Annotated in this window: 15 protein-coding genes; 4 read left to right on the top strand and 11 right to left on the bottom strand. The window is 61.5% G+C overall.

Annotated features, from left to right (window positions below; all coding sequences use genetic code 11):
- Positions 1-664: hypothetical protein (locus VL202_RS15675; protein ID WP_325465028.1), on the bottom strand; the 664-nt coding region annotated here is incomplete at its 3' end.
- Positions 665-814: 150 nt separating this feature from the next.
- Here VL202_RS15675 and VL202_RS15670 point away from each other — a divergent pair.
- The gene (locus VL202_RS15670) at positions 815-6,289 is read left to right on the top strand and encodes an autotransporter domain-containing protein (protein ID WP_325465027.1); all 5,475 of its coding nucleotides are present in this window, start codon (positions 815-817) and stop codon (positions 6,287-6,289) included.
- A 376-nt stretch (positions 6,290-6,665) separates the two neighbouring features.
- Here VL202_RS15670 and VL202_RS15665 read toward each other — a convergent pair whose 3' ends face one another.
- The 9 genes from VL202_RS15665 to VL202_RS15625 all read right to left on the bottom strand — a co-directional run bounded on the left by VL202_RS15665 (position 6,666) and on the right by VL202_RS15625 (position 12,985).
- Positions 6,666-7,211 carry a recombinase family protein gene (locus tag VL202_RS15665; protein ID WP_325465026.1) on the bottom strand — a complete coding sequence of 182 codons (546 nt, stop codon included), beginning with the start codon at positions 7,209-7,211 and terminating at the stop codon, positions 6,666-6,668.
- 243 nt (positions 7,212-7,454) lie between these two features.
- Positions 7,455-8,357 carry a ThiF family adenylyltransferase gene (locus VL202_RS15660; protein ID WP_325465025.1) on the bottom strand — a complete coding sequence of 301 codons (903 nt, stop codon included), beginning with the start codon at positions 8,355-8,357 and terminating at the stop codon, positions 7,455-7,457.
- Positions 8,354-8,860: a hypothetical protein gene (locus VL202_RS15655; RefSeq protein ID WP_325465024.1), complete on the bottom strand. Its 507-nt coding sequence runs from the start codon at positions 8,858-8,860 to the stop codon at positions 8,354-8,356. Before VL202_RS15655 ends, VL202_RS15660 begins: the two co-directional genes overlap by 4 nt.
- Complete coding sequence (locus tag VL202_RS15650; RefSeq protein WP_325465023.1) at positions 8,857-9,186, bottom strand: hypothetical protein; 330 nt, start codon at positions 9,184-9,186, stop codon at positions 8,857-8,859. The genes VL202_RS15655 and VL202_RS15650 overlap by 4 nt, the downstream gene beginning before the upstream one ends.
- On the bottom strand, positions 9,183-9,890 hold the full coding sequence (locus VL202_RS15645) for a multiubiquitin domain-containing protein (RefSeq protein WP_325465022.1): 708 nt from the start codon (positions 9,888-9,890) through the stop codon (positions 9,183-9,185). Before VL202_RS15645 ends, VL202_RS15650 begins: the two co-directional genes overlap by 4 nt.
- A gap of 137 nt (positions 9,891-10,027) precedes the next feature.
- Complete coding sequence (locus VL202_RS15640; RefSeq protein ID WP_325465021.1) at positions 10,028-11,131, bottom strand: HigA family addiction module antitoxin; 1,104 nt, start codon at positions 11,129-11,131, stop codon at positions 10,028-10,030.
- Positions 11,128-11,520 (bottom strand): hypothetical protein, encoded by a 393-nt coding sequence (locus VL202_RS15635; protein WP_325465020.1) that lies wholly within the window; start codon positions 11,518-11,520, stop codon positions 11,128-11,130. Before VL202_RS15635 ends, VL202_RS15640 begins: the two co-directional genes overlap by 4 nt.
- 326 nt (positions 11,521-11,846) lie before the next feature.
- Complete coding sequence (locus VL202_RS15630) at positions 11,847-12,218, bottom strand: hypothetical protein (RefSeq protein WP_325465019.1); 372 nt, start codon at positions 12,216-12,218, stop codon at positions 11,847-11,849.
- Positions 12,215-12,985, bottom strand: coding sequence for a hypothetical protein (locus VL202_RS15625; protein ID WP_325465018.1), 771 nt, complete (start codon positions 12,983-12,985; stop codon positions 12,215-12,217). Before VL202_RS15625 ends, VL202_RS15630 begins: the two co-directional genes overlap by 4 nt.
- Before the next feature lie 58 nt (positions 12,986-13,043).
- Between VL202_RS15625 and VL202_RS15620 the strand changes: the two genes are divergently transcribed.
- Positions 13,044-13,352 (top strand): hypothetical protein, encoded by a 309-nt coding sequence (locus VL202_RS15620; RefSeq protein WP_325465017.1) that lies wholly within the window; start codon positions 13,044-13,046, stop codon positions 13,350-13,352.
- Positions 13,353-13,563: 211 nt separating this feature from the next.
- A complete protein-coding gene (locus VL202_RS15615; protein ID WP_325465016.1) occupies positions 13,564-14,169 on the top strand; it encodes an SOS response-associated peptidase in 606 nt (201 codons plus the stop codon).
- Between the two features lie 66 nt (positions 14,170-14,235).
- Here the strand turns inward: VL202_RS15615 and VL202_RS15610 are convergent, their stop codons facing one another.
- Entirely contained in the window at positions 14,236-14,697 is a 462-nt protein-coding gene (locus tag VL202_RS15610) for a hypothetical protein (protein ID WP_325465015.1), read from the bottom strand.
- Positions 14,698-14,906: 209 nt separating this feature from the next.
- Here VL202_RS15610 and VL202_RS15605 point away from each other — a divergent pair, with 209 nt between their 5' ends.
- Complete coding sequence (locus VL202_RS15605; RefSeq protein WP_325465014.1) at positions 14,907-15,140, top strand: DUF5131 family protein; 234 nt, start codon at positions 14,907-14,909, stop codon at positions 15,138-15,140.
- The last annotated feature ends 100 nt before the right edge of the window (positions 15,141-15,240 follow it).

Here is a 15,240-nt window from a genome sequence, read left to right as displayed (position 1 = left end):
TGATCCCAAAGCCCGCCTGGACGATACTGCGAACGACGGCTGGAGTGTTCGGGAGATTCATTCTCTTGGTGGCGCTGGCCATCGTCTCGCGGACCGTTGCGTAAGAGAGCTTCAAGTTCGTGGCCGCAGCGCGCAGGCTGCCGAATCTGACGACGGCAGCGATCACTCGTTGCTGGAGGGGTGTCAGGCCGAAGCAGGCCACCGCATGCTCGATCGGGCGGCCGCCGCCCTCGGCGAACAGGACGATACGACAGCCTGCGGTCTGGCCCGCTATCACGCGCAGGCTTGCGGGCAAATTCCAGTTGATCGTCTCTGCGTGCGGAGCCCAAAGTCCGAACAACGAACCGCCGCTCGGTGCGGGAACTTGAAGCAACCGACCATCGCTGCTTCGAGGGTCGGCATGCGCTTTGAGCGCGTCGAAGTGAGGAAAGCGGGGAACCCAGTCCTGCGTGTCCACAGATACGGGCTCGCCCTTGGCGTCGAACAAGAGAAATCCAAGGACTTCGCGGTTCGGCACAAGTGCGTTCGCCTGATGCCAGTCGCCTTCCCGTTCAAGCACGTGCCGTTCGTAGGCTTCGGGATTCGCCCGAATTGTGTCGAGCGATTTGTCCGGCTCGTCGAGCATGCGCTGGAAGATGGGAGAAAATCGGTCTCTGCGATTCAATTTCAGCTCCCCCCTCTCGCCGCTCCGCTCACCTTAGGTAAAGGCCGCGGCGCGCTGCAAGCGGCGCTAAAACCTATACCCTACAAATGGCTATCCCCCTGGCGCCGCTTCCCGGCGACTAGAGCCAGATAGATTTGGAATGGGGGACTTATGTCGAAAGTTAATCCGAACCGCCGCATGCGCCGCACGCTGGCGCTGGGTGCTAGTATCCTGGCATTGGGGGCATCGGATACGGCGCTCGCACAATCGCTGTGCGGAAACGGATCGCCTGAACCGGTTTGTCCGATCGTCAATAGCGGCACTTCCGGCCCGATCGCCGGCACCACAGGAACCGCCACCATCGTCACCAACAGCGGCACGATCACCGGCACGCCCGCGATATCGCAGGGCGGGTCGACCCTGCTCAGCGTTACCAACCAGACCGGCGGGCTCATCGACGGCGATGGCGGGACCGCCATCCAGGGCAGCCAGCAGCTCGGCTTCATCGTCAGCAATGCCGGGACAATCGACGGCGACGTGATCTTCACCGACGGGCCGGCGCAGCCGTCGATATTCAGCGGCAACCTGGTCCGTTACATCTCTGACGGCGGCACGCTTAACGGCAATCTCCAGCTCGGTTCGGCCAACGGCTATACCACCGCGGTGTTCGTCCAGCGCGGCGCCGATGACGGCGTGACCGGGACGATCAGCGCCGGCGCCGGGATCGACGTCTATGCGAAGAGCTATGCGAGCGACCAGACGGTCGAGCTTGGCGACTATGTCCTCCCCGCGAGCTTCGAGGTCGAGGGCTACGAGGTCCTCGGCGACGACACCACCGTCATCCTTACCGGCAGCGGCAGCACCATCGCGCTGATGGGTGACGGCAATGTCGTCAATGAAGGCACGATCGATCCGCTCGACACTACCGGCCTCTATCCGCCGGGGGTCACGGTCAATCCGGCGGCGGTGTTCTATGTCTCGCCCCAGCTCCAGCTCTACCGGCGCAACCAGATTCCGCTCGGCCAGCCGAACAGCTTCTATGCGCAGACTTACGGGAGCGCGCTGCACAGCTTCACCAATGAAGGGACGATCAACGGCGACGTCACCCTCGCCGCCGCGAGCTTCGTCAACAACGGCCAAATCTACCTCGCCAGCAACAGCGCCGGGACCGCGATCTTCACCTCCGCTGACGAGGATTTCCTGTTCCGCAACACCGGCTCGATCACGATGGGCGACGCTGGCGCGCGGCCGGCCAACGCGGCGATGACCGGAGAATTCTTCGACGGGCTCGATGCTGCGGTGCGCCTGCAGAGCGCGATCGACACGTCTCAGCCGGCCAAGGTCACGGTCGAGAACTCCGACGGCGCGCTGATCGCGGGCGGGATCGCCTTCACCGGCGTGGCGTCCGACTTCACCTTCGACAATGCCGGGACGATCGCGATCGGCGAAAATCCGTTCGAGCTGGACCGCGCAGTCACGGTCGAGCTCGGCGGCTTCGCGGCGGCGATCGATCCGGCAATGCGCGAGGACGTGGTGTCCGATAGCGTGAGCATCGGCAACAGCGGCATCATCGAGGGCGGCATCGAGGTAGAGAGCCAGACCCGCGCCTTCACCTTCACCAATACTGGCGAAATTTCGCGCGATCCGAACGACCCCTATGCAGCAGCGGTAGAATTGGCAGCCTATGACTGGGCGGATACGCCGGGCGGGACGGATACCCACAACGGCGATACGTTCAGCTTCAACAACAGCGGAATGATATCGGGGACGGTCGCGGTGGACGCCGAGGCCAGTCTCGTCTCGGTGGTAAATAGCGATACAATCGAAGCCGAAGCCCGTCCGGGTTATACGGTGATCAGCGAGGCTGAGGACGCCTTCTTCCTGTCACAGGAGACGATCCTCGATTCCACGCTCACTTTCGAAAACAGCGGGACAATCAGCAACGCCGATTACGCCGGCGGCGCAGTGACGTTCGACATTGAGGCCGGCAACATCGACAGCGGCGTGGCAGGTGCCGACAGCGCGGACGCCAGCGTCTCGATTGTAAACAGCGGTTCGATCATCTCGTCCGGTGGCAGCTACATTACCACGCCCCCCAATTTGGGCCTCCAGCCGAACCAGATCGGGCTGGCGTTCAGCACCGGACTGATCGTGAATGTAGACGCGGAAGGATCCGGCGCCGTCTCGATCACCAATGAAGCGGGCGCACTGATTGATGCACGCGGAGCGCCCCATATCGGCACGCCCGGCGGGCCTCAGCCGGTTGCGAACCCGGCGCCTAATGCCGGCGGGGTGGCGATCGTAGTGGTCGCGGACAGCGCGACAATCGTGAACGATGGCACGATCCGGGGAGCTCCGGGCAACACTTTGGTCACTCCCGAGGGAACGACGGTTATTCCGCTTGGAGCGGAGGGCGCCGACTTCGAAGGCGTGTTCGGAGGCGGGATCGACACGTTCAACAGCGTCGACCAGGTCACCAACGGTGCCACCGGGGTGATCGAGGGCGGCATCGCGCTGCGCCAGGGCGACGACAGCCTGACCAACAACGGCGCGATCACCGGCAATATCTGGACCGGAACCGGCGCGGACACTTTCATCCAGAGCGGCACGGTCACCGGAAATATCGACATGGGTGACGGCAAGGACTGGTTGCAGGTCACCGGCCATGTCGATGGCGACATCACCATGGGCGGCGGCAATGTCGATATTCTGGTGACCCCGCTGGCGGGTGCGGGAACGCGCTTTGGCGGCACGGTCGACGGCGGCGCCGGCGCTGGCGACAATCTTATCTTCGCGGTGAACGACGGCGGTTCGCTCGAGGAAGCCTTCGCGGTTTCGGTCAGCGGCTTCGAATATATCGCGCTCGGCGGCACCGGGACCATCACCAGCGACGGCACCGCGCACGACGCGGTCCAGCTCGCGACCGGCACGATCACCCTCGCAGGAGGCAGCACTTTCAATGCGTCCGGCGATTACGCCTTCCTGGGCGATGCTCCGCTGGCCCAGAACCTCACCAACGAGGGCACGGTCAACGGCAGCATCGCGCTCGGCGCGATGGATGATACTTTCGCGAATTACGGGACGCTCAACGGCAATCTCGAGCTGGGCGACGGCAATGACACCTTCATCGAAGGCGTGGATGCCGTTTTCACCGGCACGGCAGACGGCGGGGCGGGCAACGACACCTTCGTGCTCGACCTGGGCAATGGCGGCGGCCCGCTGACCACCAACATCTACGATCAGCTGGTGAACTTCGAAGTGCTGACCACCACGGGCACTGGCTCCGTTATCGTCGAGGGGACAGACGGCGGGGACGAGTTCAACAACCAGGGCACGTTCGAGGGCAACATCGGGCTTGGCGGCGGCGACGACAATTTCAACCAGACAGGCACCGTCAATGGCGATGTCGATCTCGGTGAAGGCGACGACGCGATCAACAACACCGGGACGGTCAACGGAACTGTCGACCTGGGAACCGGCAACAACGCATTCGTCAACGCGCCTTCCGCCACGATCAACGGCAACGTGCAGGCGTCGACGGGCGATGATCAAATCGACAACCAGGGCACCGTCAACGGCAACGTCGATCTCGGAGACGGCAACAACCAGTTCGCCAATACGCCCACTGCGACAATAAACGGCGATGTCGCCTCTGGAACCGGCGACGACCAGGTCGACAATCAAGGGACGATCAACGGCGACATCTATCTTGACGGTAACCAGCAGCAGCCTGCGGACCTGTTCGCGCTGCGCACCACTGCGGCGGTAAATCCGACTGGCGGCGACGACGAGATGTCGAATGACGGAACGATCGATGGCTCGATCTTCGCCGCAGGCGGCAATGACACGCTCGAGAACACCGGGACCGTGACCGGCGATATCGATCTGGGAGAGGGCGACGACGAGTTGCTGCTCAGCGGCAATTGGTCGATCGGCGGAACCGCTACCGGGGGCGAGGGCAGCGATCTGCTTGGCCTGACCTTCGCCGAAGGCAGTTCGGGCGAAGCCCCGCAGGTCCTGGATCTCGCCGGGTTCGAGGATTTCGAACAGCTCGAAATCGCAGGGGGAACCGGGAAGATCGACGGCACGGCGAACTTCGGCGCGATCGACATTCTCTCCGGCCGGCTGATCGGAGCCGCGGAGTCCATGATCACGGGCGATGTAACAGTCCACAGCGGGGGCACCTTTGGTAGCGCTGGCACGGTCGCGGGGGACATTGTCGTCGCCAGCGGCGGCACACTTTCGCCCGGCGCTTCTCCGGCGATCATGAATGTGGTTGGCGATGTCTCCCTTGCTTCAGGATCGATCACCACCTTTGAGTTCGTTCCGGCGCCGGGGCAAAGCGACCAGCTACTCATCGATGGCGACTTGGCGATAAGCTCGGGTGCTGTGCTCAATCTTGTGGGTGAACGCCCCCTCACTCCGGGCGTCGCCTACGATCTGATCGTCGCGGACGAGATCACCGGAACCTTCACTATCGGGACCTGGGACAAATCGGCGATCCAGGGTTTTCTGGCCTATCGGGACGGGGTCGATGGGGACAGGCTGCAACTGTTGGGCACCTTCGTTGCTAACGGCACCGTCTCTCCGCAGGCAGGCGCGGCCATCGATTACGTCAACGAGGTCCTGATCGCGGGCGACGCCTCGGCAGCGCTACTCGACGCAGTTCCCGACCTGCTCGATGGCGATGGGTATGCCAGTGCCTCCGCCTTCGCGTTGATCGGGCCGGAAGCTTATGCATCTGCCGGACAACTCGGAACCGAACGTGGCCTGAGCCTCGGAAAATCCTTCCGCGCCGGCGCTGGCGCTCCGCATGGGGCCGACGCGCGGCCATTTACCTTCGCAAACGGGTTTGGCGATTGGAGAACTCTCAAGGCCGATGGATCCACCGGCGTCTCGCGTGCCAGGAACGAAACCTACGGCGTCCTTGGCGGTATCGGTTTCGGGAACGAGCGCGCTTCGGTGGCGGGCTTCGTCGGCTATCTCGATAGCGAGCAGAAGATCGCTTCGCTCGGCGCCCGGACTGACGCCGACGGGCTTTCCGCGGGCATCACCGGCCACGTTTCGGCCGGCGGCTTCCAGCTTTCGGCGCTTGTCGCATACGACTGGGGCAAGGCGGACACCCTGCGGGCCGTGCCGGGCAACGCGACTGTGTCCTCCGACTATCGCCTTCGCAGTCTCGTTCTCGATGCGTCGGCCGGCTACGATTTTTCGCTTTCGAGCGATTGGGCATTGCGGCCCGAGGTCGGCTTGACCCACATTTCGACGAAGCGCGGCGACGCGCAGGAAAGCGGCAGCGATGCTTTCTCGCTGGATGTCGATGCGGCAAGGCACAAGGCGACCTTCATCGATGGCGGCATCAGGCTGCTGGGCGGGCAGCGGGATGAGGCGACATTCCATCCATGGGCGCAACTGGGCGTGCGTGAGCAGCTCGAAGGCGATGTCTCGTGGGCCAGTGCCGGCTTTGCAGGAACAGCGTCAGGTTTTCTCGTTCCTGGCGCTACCCGAAAGGATACAGTGATTACAGCCGGCGCGGGCTTCGATTTCGACCTGTCGCCCTCGGCACGCCTGTTTGCCGGGTATCAGGGTGAGTTCGGCGGCGGAACCGGATCTATCGTCACAGTCGGCGTGAGCTTCGGGTTCTAACTTCAAGTGGGCCGAGCGACTTGCAGCTCAACCATTGCCGTTCGGCGAGGCCACCGCAGGTAGGCGTATGATACCTAAGTTCCGTTACTGGCAATTGGTTGTCTAAACAACCAATTGCCAGTCTGGATTTGGGCCGTTTTTCTAAAGGGAAATCGGCAAAAAGCCGAGCAAGACCGCCAGGTTGGCTCAAGTGGTGGACGGGTCCGAAAATCTGCAAGTCCAAATTTAATTTGGCGTTTTTGGCTGTGCGTCTTCGCGATTTGAGAGTCAGTGAATTCTGCAAGGCGCAAGAGATTTAGGGGGGCGCAAAGAGGCGGCACCCAGATGGGTATCAAAGGGCCGGGGTAGGACTTCGTCCTTGACGAGCACCCGACATTTACTCCCTACTGATCGCCCGATAGACACTCGCCCGGCCAATCCCAAGCCGCTTTGCTATCGCAGTCCCACCGAGCCCCTGTGCGTGAAGCTTGCGCACGGCGACCACGTCCACGGATGGCTTGCGCCCCTTGTAAACGCCCGCTTCCTTCGCACGCTCTATGCCCTCGCGCTGGCGTTCACGCCGGATGTCTGCTTCGAACTCTGCGATGGATGCGAGGACGCCCAGGAGCAGCTTCCCGGTGCTGGTAGTGGTATCCATCTGTGACTGCTGGATGCATTGAAACCCAACCCCCTTGTCGGACAGCTGCTTTACGATCGAGTGAAGGTCTACCGCTGAACGAGCCAGCCGATCGAGGCGGGTCACGACCAGGGTGTCGCCGTCCCTGACATAGCTGATGGCCTCGGCGAGTTCGCTCCTCTTCGCAATGCTCGTGCCGCTCTGCTTCTCCGAGAATATCTTTTCGCACCCCGCCGCTGACAGCGCGTCGAGTTGCACATCAAGGGACTGGCCAACGGAGCTGACGCGCGCGTAACCTACTAGCACTTTTACATCCTGTCTCATTAGGTTCTAGAGGTTGACGACGTAGTGTCTCAGAAATGTTTTACAACCCTAAAGAGACGGTTATGGTGTTCGATGATGTCTCATACGATTGTCTCGCGAGGGTATACGCAAATGAGGAGCTCACAGCTGCGCTCCGTAGGCTGATCTTGGCCGATTGCGGACTGACCGCTACACGGATCGATGCCATGCAAAGTGGTCGCAGCCGAAAGAAATGCCGCCATGACGCTATTGCGATCTCATGCGGAAAAAACGCGTCCACCATCGACGCTCGGGAACCAAGGCCTCGGAAGGTTGCACCGTGACTGATGCCTTCGCGGCGGTGACAATTTGGCGGACATCGAACATAGGGTCGCCCAAATCAGCCAGCGCTTTATGGGCGCATGGGCGATCGCGGCGGCGGCGCATCCGGTCCGACGGCTGCATGGTATGCAGGTTGCCGTCGTATTCGAGGCATTCACCGATGTGCTGCGACACGTGCCACGGCGTCATCGTCTGAAGGAATAGGCCGACGGCGGTCGAGGCCAGCACGCCGTTCGGCCAGACCACCTGAGGCTTGCCCCCGGCGGCACCATAGTTACGCGCCTCCTCGTCCAATGCCTCGTCGGTGACGACACCGAGGCAACGTAGGCAGGGGCCGCCAGGCATCGACAGCACCACCTGGCCGGCGATCAGGAACCCGCCTTCGATCTCATGAACGTCCATGCCCTGATCGACGTAGGGGATGAGAAGTCGCCGAGAAAAAGTCTCAAGCTCATCCTTAGCTCGCACGCTGTCGACGCAGCCGAAGACTGCGTCCACGCCCCGAATATCATCGAGCGCGTCTTGCCACTTCCTTGGCACAACGGTGACGCGCGCTTCGGGGTTGATCGCGCGGATCACCCTCGCCGCGATGTCCACCTTGAGCGTGCCGTCGATCACATCCTGCCGGGTGCCGCCCACCAAACGGTTTAGGTTCGTCTCGTCGATGCGGTCGTCGTCGATGAGGACGAACCCGCCCACACCGACGTGCGCGAGCTGCTGGGCCACGTGCGAGCCGCCGCCGCCCAGCCCACCGATGGCGACCATGAGGCCGGCGAGTCGCTCATCACTGTCGGCGCCAAGGAAGCTCTGTCTGCTCAGCCAGCTCATGACGCACTCCAATCGCGTCTATAACGGCTGCCAATCTGGGTAAACGCCGCGATGGGCGCAGGCTTGCCGTCCTCGGCGAGCCAGACGAGGCCCGTCGCCGAGTCATCGCTCAGCACGATCATGCCCTGCGGCATCCTCGGCACGGTGGTGAAGAAGCTGGGCACGAACTTGCCACCGCTGCGCAGATCGACACCGCTGAAGCCGGGCTTGCCTGCGCCATGGTGGGTGTGGACGTGCAGCAGAGCTGACTTGGGCCGATAAGCCCACTGCAGCGCCTTGCGGAACGCCTCGGACCCGATCTCGGCACCGACGCCGGGCGCGGCGACATAATCGTCGTCAGCGACGGGAAGATACCCGCGCACCAGCAACAGCAGTTCGCCGGGGGAAGACGTCGCGGCAGCAGCCATGAACCCCACGCGCTCCCATGCATAAGGGTGCGGCCGAGCGAGATCGGCGCGCATGGTCGCCAACGTCGACGAGGGGATGCGGACGGCGATCCTCATTTCACCACCTCCAGATGACTGGCCAGAATGTCGAGCCACGGCTGCGCAGCGCTGATGCCGCGCCACGACACTGCATGCCAAGTGCGAGCCAGCAGCGTATACATCTGCCAGTTGAGGCCGGGCGGCAGCCGCACCGAGAAGAAGAGCCGGGTCTCATAGGTGTGGTGGCCGCGCGGGCTCAGCAGCGCATCGACGGTGTGCTGCACGCCGCCCGACCAGACCTTGAGGGATGGCAGGAAGACAACGGGCGAATTGCCGTCCTGAAGCAGCTCGGCCCCGGGGCAGAGCGCCCGAAGCCGAGCGACCTCAGCGGCCTGGTCGGTCACGAGGACTGCCCCGACGGGACGTGCGACGTGAACTCCATGCCCTCGCGAACCTCAATCGACTCGCCGGGCTTCATCTCCTTGAACTCGCCGTCGGGCTTGATGATGTCGAGCTTGTAGCCCGCCTTCACCTTGAACAGGTCGATGAGCTGCTCGGTCGTCCACCGGCGGCGCTCCACCTCGAACGGCTCTTCGCGGTAGAAGATCGTTACCGTGGTCTTGCGGTCGACCAGTCGGAACTCCTCGGTCTCCGGGTCCTTGAACGACACCAGGTCGTTATCGCCTACCACCTTGAACCCGTCGGCGGTGACCCGCACGAGATTCTGGTGATCACCGGCGCGCGCGAGGATGCGCAGGTGCGCGCCGGTGATCGGCTTGGGCCATTCGAGCGACAGCCCGTCGACCGTGAAGCCGAAGGTGCGGTCGCCGCGGATGACGAACATGCGCTCAATCCCCGCCTCGCGCAGGTCGGTGGTCTCGGTCGGCCGCTTCGTCTCGATCTCGCCCGACTTCAACTGCTGCATGATCTTGAACTGCGTCACCGGGTGCGCGCCGACCGCCTCAGCGACCTGCGCCGCAGTGACCAGCGCGTCCTCGAACCGATGGTTCTTGAACGAGAAGGTATCGTCGGAAATCGCCACCTCGAAACCGTGGGGCGAGCGCTCGCCAGGGTCGTCGGCGTCATCATCAACTCGAAGGTCCGTCATCACCATGTCTCCTTGCCCGGCGCGGAGTCGCTGCCGTTGGATACGGAAATACAGGCCCGACCTTAACCCGGTCAAGATGGTGTTACGTATTGCGTTACATTTTTTTCCGAGGATACGCCGCTCAACGCGTTACACAGTCATTCGTCCGTCCACTGGTAGTAGACCTTTAGGTTGTTCAGCGCGGCGAATCCGATCACCTCGTTGTGCTGCAGCTGGCCGACCACGATGCCCGGGGCGATCTTCTGCTTCTTGGCGAACCGCCTGACCTCATCTTCCCCGCCAGCGAAGGTCAGCACGAACGAACGCATCGCCGCCGTCGGGACGAGGAAGTCGGCGGCCCAAACGTTCGCCTCAGCCTCCTGCTTGGGATCGGCGCTGCCGGGCCCCTTGGCCATGTCGATGAAGATCTCCTTCCTGCTGTGCAGCAGGATGTGCGCGCATTCGTGGAAGAACGTGAACCAGAAGTGGTCGTCTGACTTGTGGCGGAGGCTCTGTTGTATGAGCGCCTTGCGCGGCGACAGCCAGCGCGAGATCCCGCTGACCCGGATCTTCGGAAGGGGCTTCTCGAGCACGAAGGCGACGCCCGCGGCGGCGCACTTCCGCTCCAACTCCGGCAGCGCGTCGTTGATGGGAATCAGCGTCAGCTCTCGGATCTCGCGCAACGCGGCCAAGAACGCGTCCCGATCGTAGTCGGCCGTCTCGATACTTGCAGCCCGCAGCTCACCGATGCGGATCCACGCGGACAGCGCCAGGTTGTCGTTCTTGAACGTGGTCGATGTGCGGAAGTCGACGGCGAGCAGGTCGCCCAACCGTTCGTCGCAAGCCTTGACGCTGCCGACGCCGAAGAACCGCAGCAGCTCCCGGACCTGCTCCGATTTACCGCTCTGTCGAGTCAGCAGCTTGCGCTCTGCGAGTTCCTTGAGCGGGAACCTGGTCGCCCACTCGTAGGAGTTCTCTAGCGCTTCCGTCTCTGCCTCGCGCGCCTTGTGAAGCTGGTAGGCGGCTTCCATCGCGATCCAAACCGACGCGGGAAGGTCCAGAACGCGCTCCAGCTGGAGCGCGGTCTCCGGCTCGATCGGCGCCTTGCCCGCGGCGATCTCCGCCATCAGCTTGCCGGAGCGTCCGCATCTGCGCGCCAGCTCGCGCGCGGAAATGCCGAGGTGGTCGAGATACTCCTGTATGAGGTCGCCTGGTGGTGATGCGTGATCTGGCGTGTAGCCTAACTGCTGGTTGATGCTCATGTCCTTCTTCCCTTGGCCGCGGGAACGGGCTCCGGCCCGATGATCTCGATCTGCTGAACGACGGGATTCGGCTTCGCACTCGCGCGATGCGGCACGACCACCTTGAACAGAAGGCGCAGCTCGACGCCGAGCGCGACCGAATACATGTCGACGCCATCGACCGCCGTCAGGCTTATCGGTGGCGCCGAAGGGATGTCCGACAGGTTCGAGACGGCGGCCAGCAGCGACAGCCGGCTGCAGATCTTTTTGCCGAGATCCGTTCCAAATTGCTTGATTAGCCTGCTGCGGCAGCAGCAGAGGTCTCGGATCTCAGCTTTCGAGAAAGTGATATCCACACGGCTCCCTAAAGCTGTTTCCCAATGCGTAACAAAAAACTTGAATCGTGGCAAACGACGATTCGCTGTAATTGGGTAGCTGCCATCCGATCATGGGTGAACGAACGGCCGGTAAGGCATCGCCTCCGCTCTAAGGCGGACAGGCCGCTTTCACCCATTTTTGTTGAACAGCGCTTAGGTGAACAAAGGTCAGCTATCGGGGTCGGCGTCGGGGAGGTTGGATGACTGAGATCAGGGCGCGTTGCGGTCGTCGAGGCGACGCTGACAATCGTGACAGCATCAGTCAGCGATCACCGCTCCACTTTTGTCGCCGCTGACCAGACAGTGAATGCGAAGGTGACACCCTTCCCTGCGGAAGGGTGTCTGCAGCGTGTCCTAACTTACACCTCTGCCCGCGGCGGGATCAGTTCCCAACCACCGTCGTTACAGCGATGCGCGATGCCCGGTCGATGTTCGCTCGCCCACTGCTTCACGATTGCTGTCTGCTTCGCGTCGACTAGCTCCATCTCGCGGATGGTATATTCCACCTTCGGCCAGTGTCGCAGCCCCTCATAGATCGCCTGCAGAAAGATATGGTTCGCCTGGTTGATGTCGTCGGCGATGATCGTGAGTGATGCGATCTGGAGATCGTTGACCTGGAAAACCTTCATTCGATTACCTCGTTCGTTGCTGAGGTCATCGTCATGCAGCGTGAGCGCTTGGAAGTCGGGTGGCTTCGGTCGATTGCAGATGGCTTCGGTCGTCTGCGTCACGGCAGCACACTTCGAAGTGCCGATGGCTCTGCGAGTTTCAGCCCCATCTGCTTCGCCAACTTCTCAACCGAACCTCCCGGTGCTTTAGACACAACCAGTCTGATCGTCGCGTCGGGCACTTCATCAAACTTTCTGGACATCAACCCGAGCAAATGGTCCGTCAGCGTTTCTGCAGTATATCCTAAAACGAGCGACTGACGGCCCCTGCTGGCATCAAAAATTGTGAACCGTTCAAACCCGACTTTTGGCCATTCATAAGGATCCCATCCGGCCTCAATCAGAGCGTTTTCGACAAAGCCTCGGGCATCTGAATGTGGCGGCCGACGGCTGCGCCCTACTGCCTCGACTGGTGCAGCATCCTCGCAATGCGTGTCTATCGACACCGACAGATCCACACGACCGAGCCCCCCGGCTCCACCGCTCAACGCCGCACCTTTGATTGCCAACCATGATTGGTGATCGCCGGTGGCCAGAAAGCTACGACCGTCGTCGAATACGACTATGAAAGCGTAGACAGTTGCCTTGCCGCCCAGAAGCAGCCCGGCGAGCAATCCCACAGGGCCTAGGGCCAACCCGCCGACCGCGCCCCAGCCCAAGGTGCCAGAGAGCTTCCTGACGTTCTCTTCACTTGCCAGTTCGGCCGAGACCACACGGGAAACTGGGACTTCCTCCACTCCCCAGCCTGCGCGCTTAGGAAGCCGGAATACCCCGTTGGCATAGCTTCCTGATCCCCGACCAAAGCTGCCTTCCACGACTTGGAATGTCACGGGAATCCCCTTGAGAAAAAGGCAAGATAATCATGTGGTTGCGCGGAATTCAAGTTAGGTGATCTTGCTGATATCGGTCGCAAGAATTGCCGAGTCCGAAGCGCAATGGCCGGTTGAAGCCCAAGGCGTGGGGTATGCCCTGCCTCTGGAATTCTATCTCTATTTCGGCGCTCAGCCGTATCCTCGGGATATCTCGCTGCGGCTAACGCATCTGACGCCGCCAACTGTTCAGGAAGGTGTCGATGTCAGCCTTTCGGCGGAAATCGCCTTCTTTCCCAGTGGCATAGGAACCTTGATGCCCGAGTATGCGCCAGAACGAGTCTGCCTGCATGGTAGATGCGAAGTCCATGTAGGTGAGCCAGGCTAGTGCAAGTCGGTGCGCAGCAGAGCGTTTCACAGGATAGAAACGTGCCTCTTGGGCAGCCTCTTCAAGCACCATGATGGCCAGTCGTGTGATCCTTGCGACACTGGGCCGAACCGATTCTTTGCGCTTGGGCAACATGCGGCAATTGGAACATATAACGAACAAAGGTCAAGTCGATTGACAGGCAAATTGGGTGACCGCAGCGTGTCGACTCATGTGCAACCTCTACCGTATGACCAAGGCAACTGCTGAGGTTGCGCGCATATTCGGGGTGACCAACCGAGCAGAGGGCGGCAACCGAGGCGAGTTGGTTTTTCCCGGCTTCCCTGGCTTAGTGATCGCCGAGAGCGAAGTGCGCCAGATGAACTGGGGCTTCCCTCTGCAGCAGGTTAGCCGGAAGACGGGCAAGCCGATCAAGCCCAAAACGGTCACCAACACCCGTGATGACAAGCTGCACTCCCCATTTTGGCGGGACAGTTTCACCCAGCGCCGATGCCTCATACCTTTGACGGCTTTTGCTGAAGCCGAAGGTGAATATGGCAGTATGACGCGCACCTGGCTGTCAGTTCCTGACGAGGAAACCTTCGCTATCGCCGGCATCTGGCGCAACAGTCAGGAATGGGGCCCGGTCTATTCGATGGTGACTAGCAACCCGAACACACAAACTGCGGCAATCCATGATCGTATGCCTGTGGTTCTGCACCCCGCAGACCATGCCCGCTGGACCGACGGCACACCGGACGAAGCCATATCACTCTGCCAGCCATATTCGGGCACGATGATCATTGAGCGCACTTCTGTGCCGTGGGTGGAACGGTGAGGTCTTCGGCAGTCCAAATCTGCTGACATATCTCTACCCGACGTCGATCGGCCAATAATTATGTGATTACGCCTCCGGTCTGGGCCACCGGCCAATGTCAAATGATGGCCATCTAGGAAGCCGCCGGGACGGCCAGGGCGGCGGACTTTCCATCTGTATGATGCGGTTCCGAGCGCGATAAATCATGATGCGGAGAGAGGTTTGCGAATAACGATGTTCGCATCCGTGATCGCTTAGCCATTTGGCGATCTTGGCTGGCTTCGCCTTGCCCTTGCCAAGCTGCCACTCCAGCAAGGTCACCGCCGCCCAGACATCGGCGACAAAACCAATACCCATCCCATTCTCGTTGTGCTCCCAGTGCCAGCTCCACCATCCATCACCTTTGGCGCGACGATTTCGTTCCGTGATTACCTGATCAAGTAGGTCGACCGGCACATCTGGGGGTCCGGGACGAGCATTCCGCTTTCGCTCATTTGCCTTGTTTCGCCTCCAGCGCGCTCGAGCCTTTTCGCGTTGCTCTTCGGTCATCGCCCCTGCTCGCGTGCCCCCGGCTCCCAAAAACCTTGCATCGAACCAGCTAACTCAGCTGGGGCAAGGTGTTGGCGTTTGACCATCATGGTCCAAACGCGGACATAATTTGCAACACTTTTGCCACGCGACAAGCTCAAAAACGTGCCTATCTACCTGCGGCTCCCGTTCAAATCCCCGAGACGGGTCGTTCAATATGGAGCTGTAAGATGGCAGAAAATTCATCGATCGAGTGGACTGACCACACCTTCAATCCCTGGATGGGCTGCACGCGTGTAAGCCCCGCCTGTGACCGCTGCTATGCCGAAGTTCTTGTCGGCAGACGTTTCAAACGGGCAAATTGGGGAGCCGGTGAACTCCGGCAGCGCACCTCCAAAGGAATTTGGAGAAAACCGCGGGCCTGGTGTCCGTCGTCAGAACATTCGGCACAACTCGGGGCGTAGATTAGCGGAGTGTGGGCCTCGCCTGGGGTTTAGTTTTAGGCGGCGAGCTTGCGGTGTTGCAAGCGCCGATGCTCGATGGTCTGTCGCTTGATCCTTTCGC

Origin of the sequence: Pararhizobium sp., from assembly GCF_035497515.1 — a bacterium.
GTDB lineage: Bacteria > Pseudomonadota > Alphaproteobacteria > Rhizobiales > Rhizobiaceae > Pararhizobium.
This window is presented reverse-complemented; position numbering and strand designations above follow the sequence as displayed.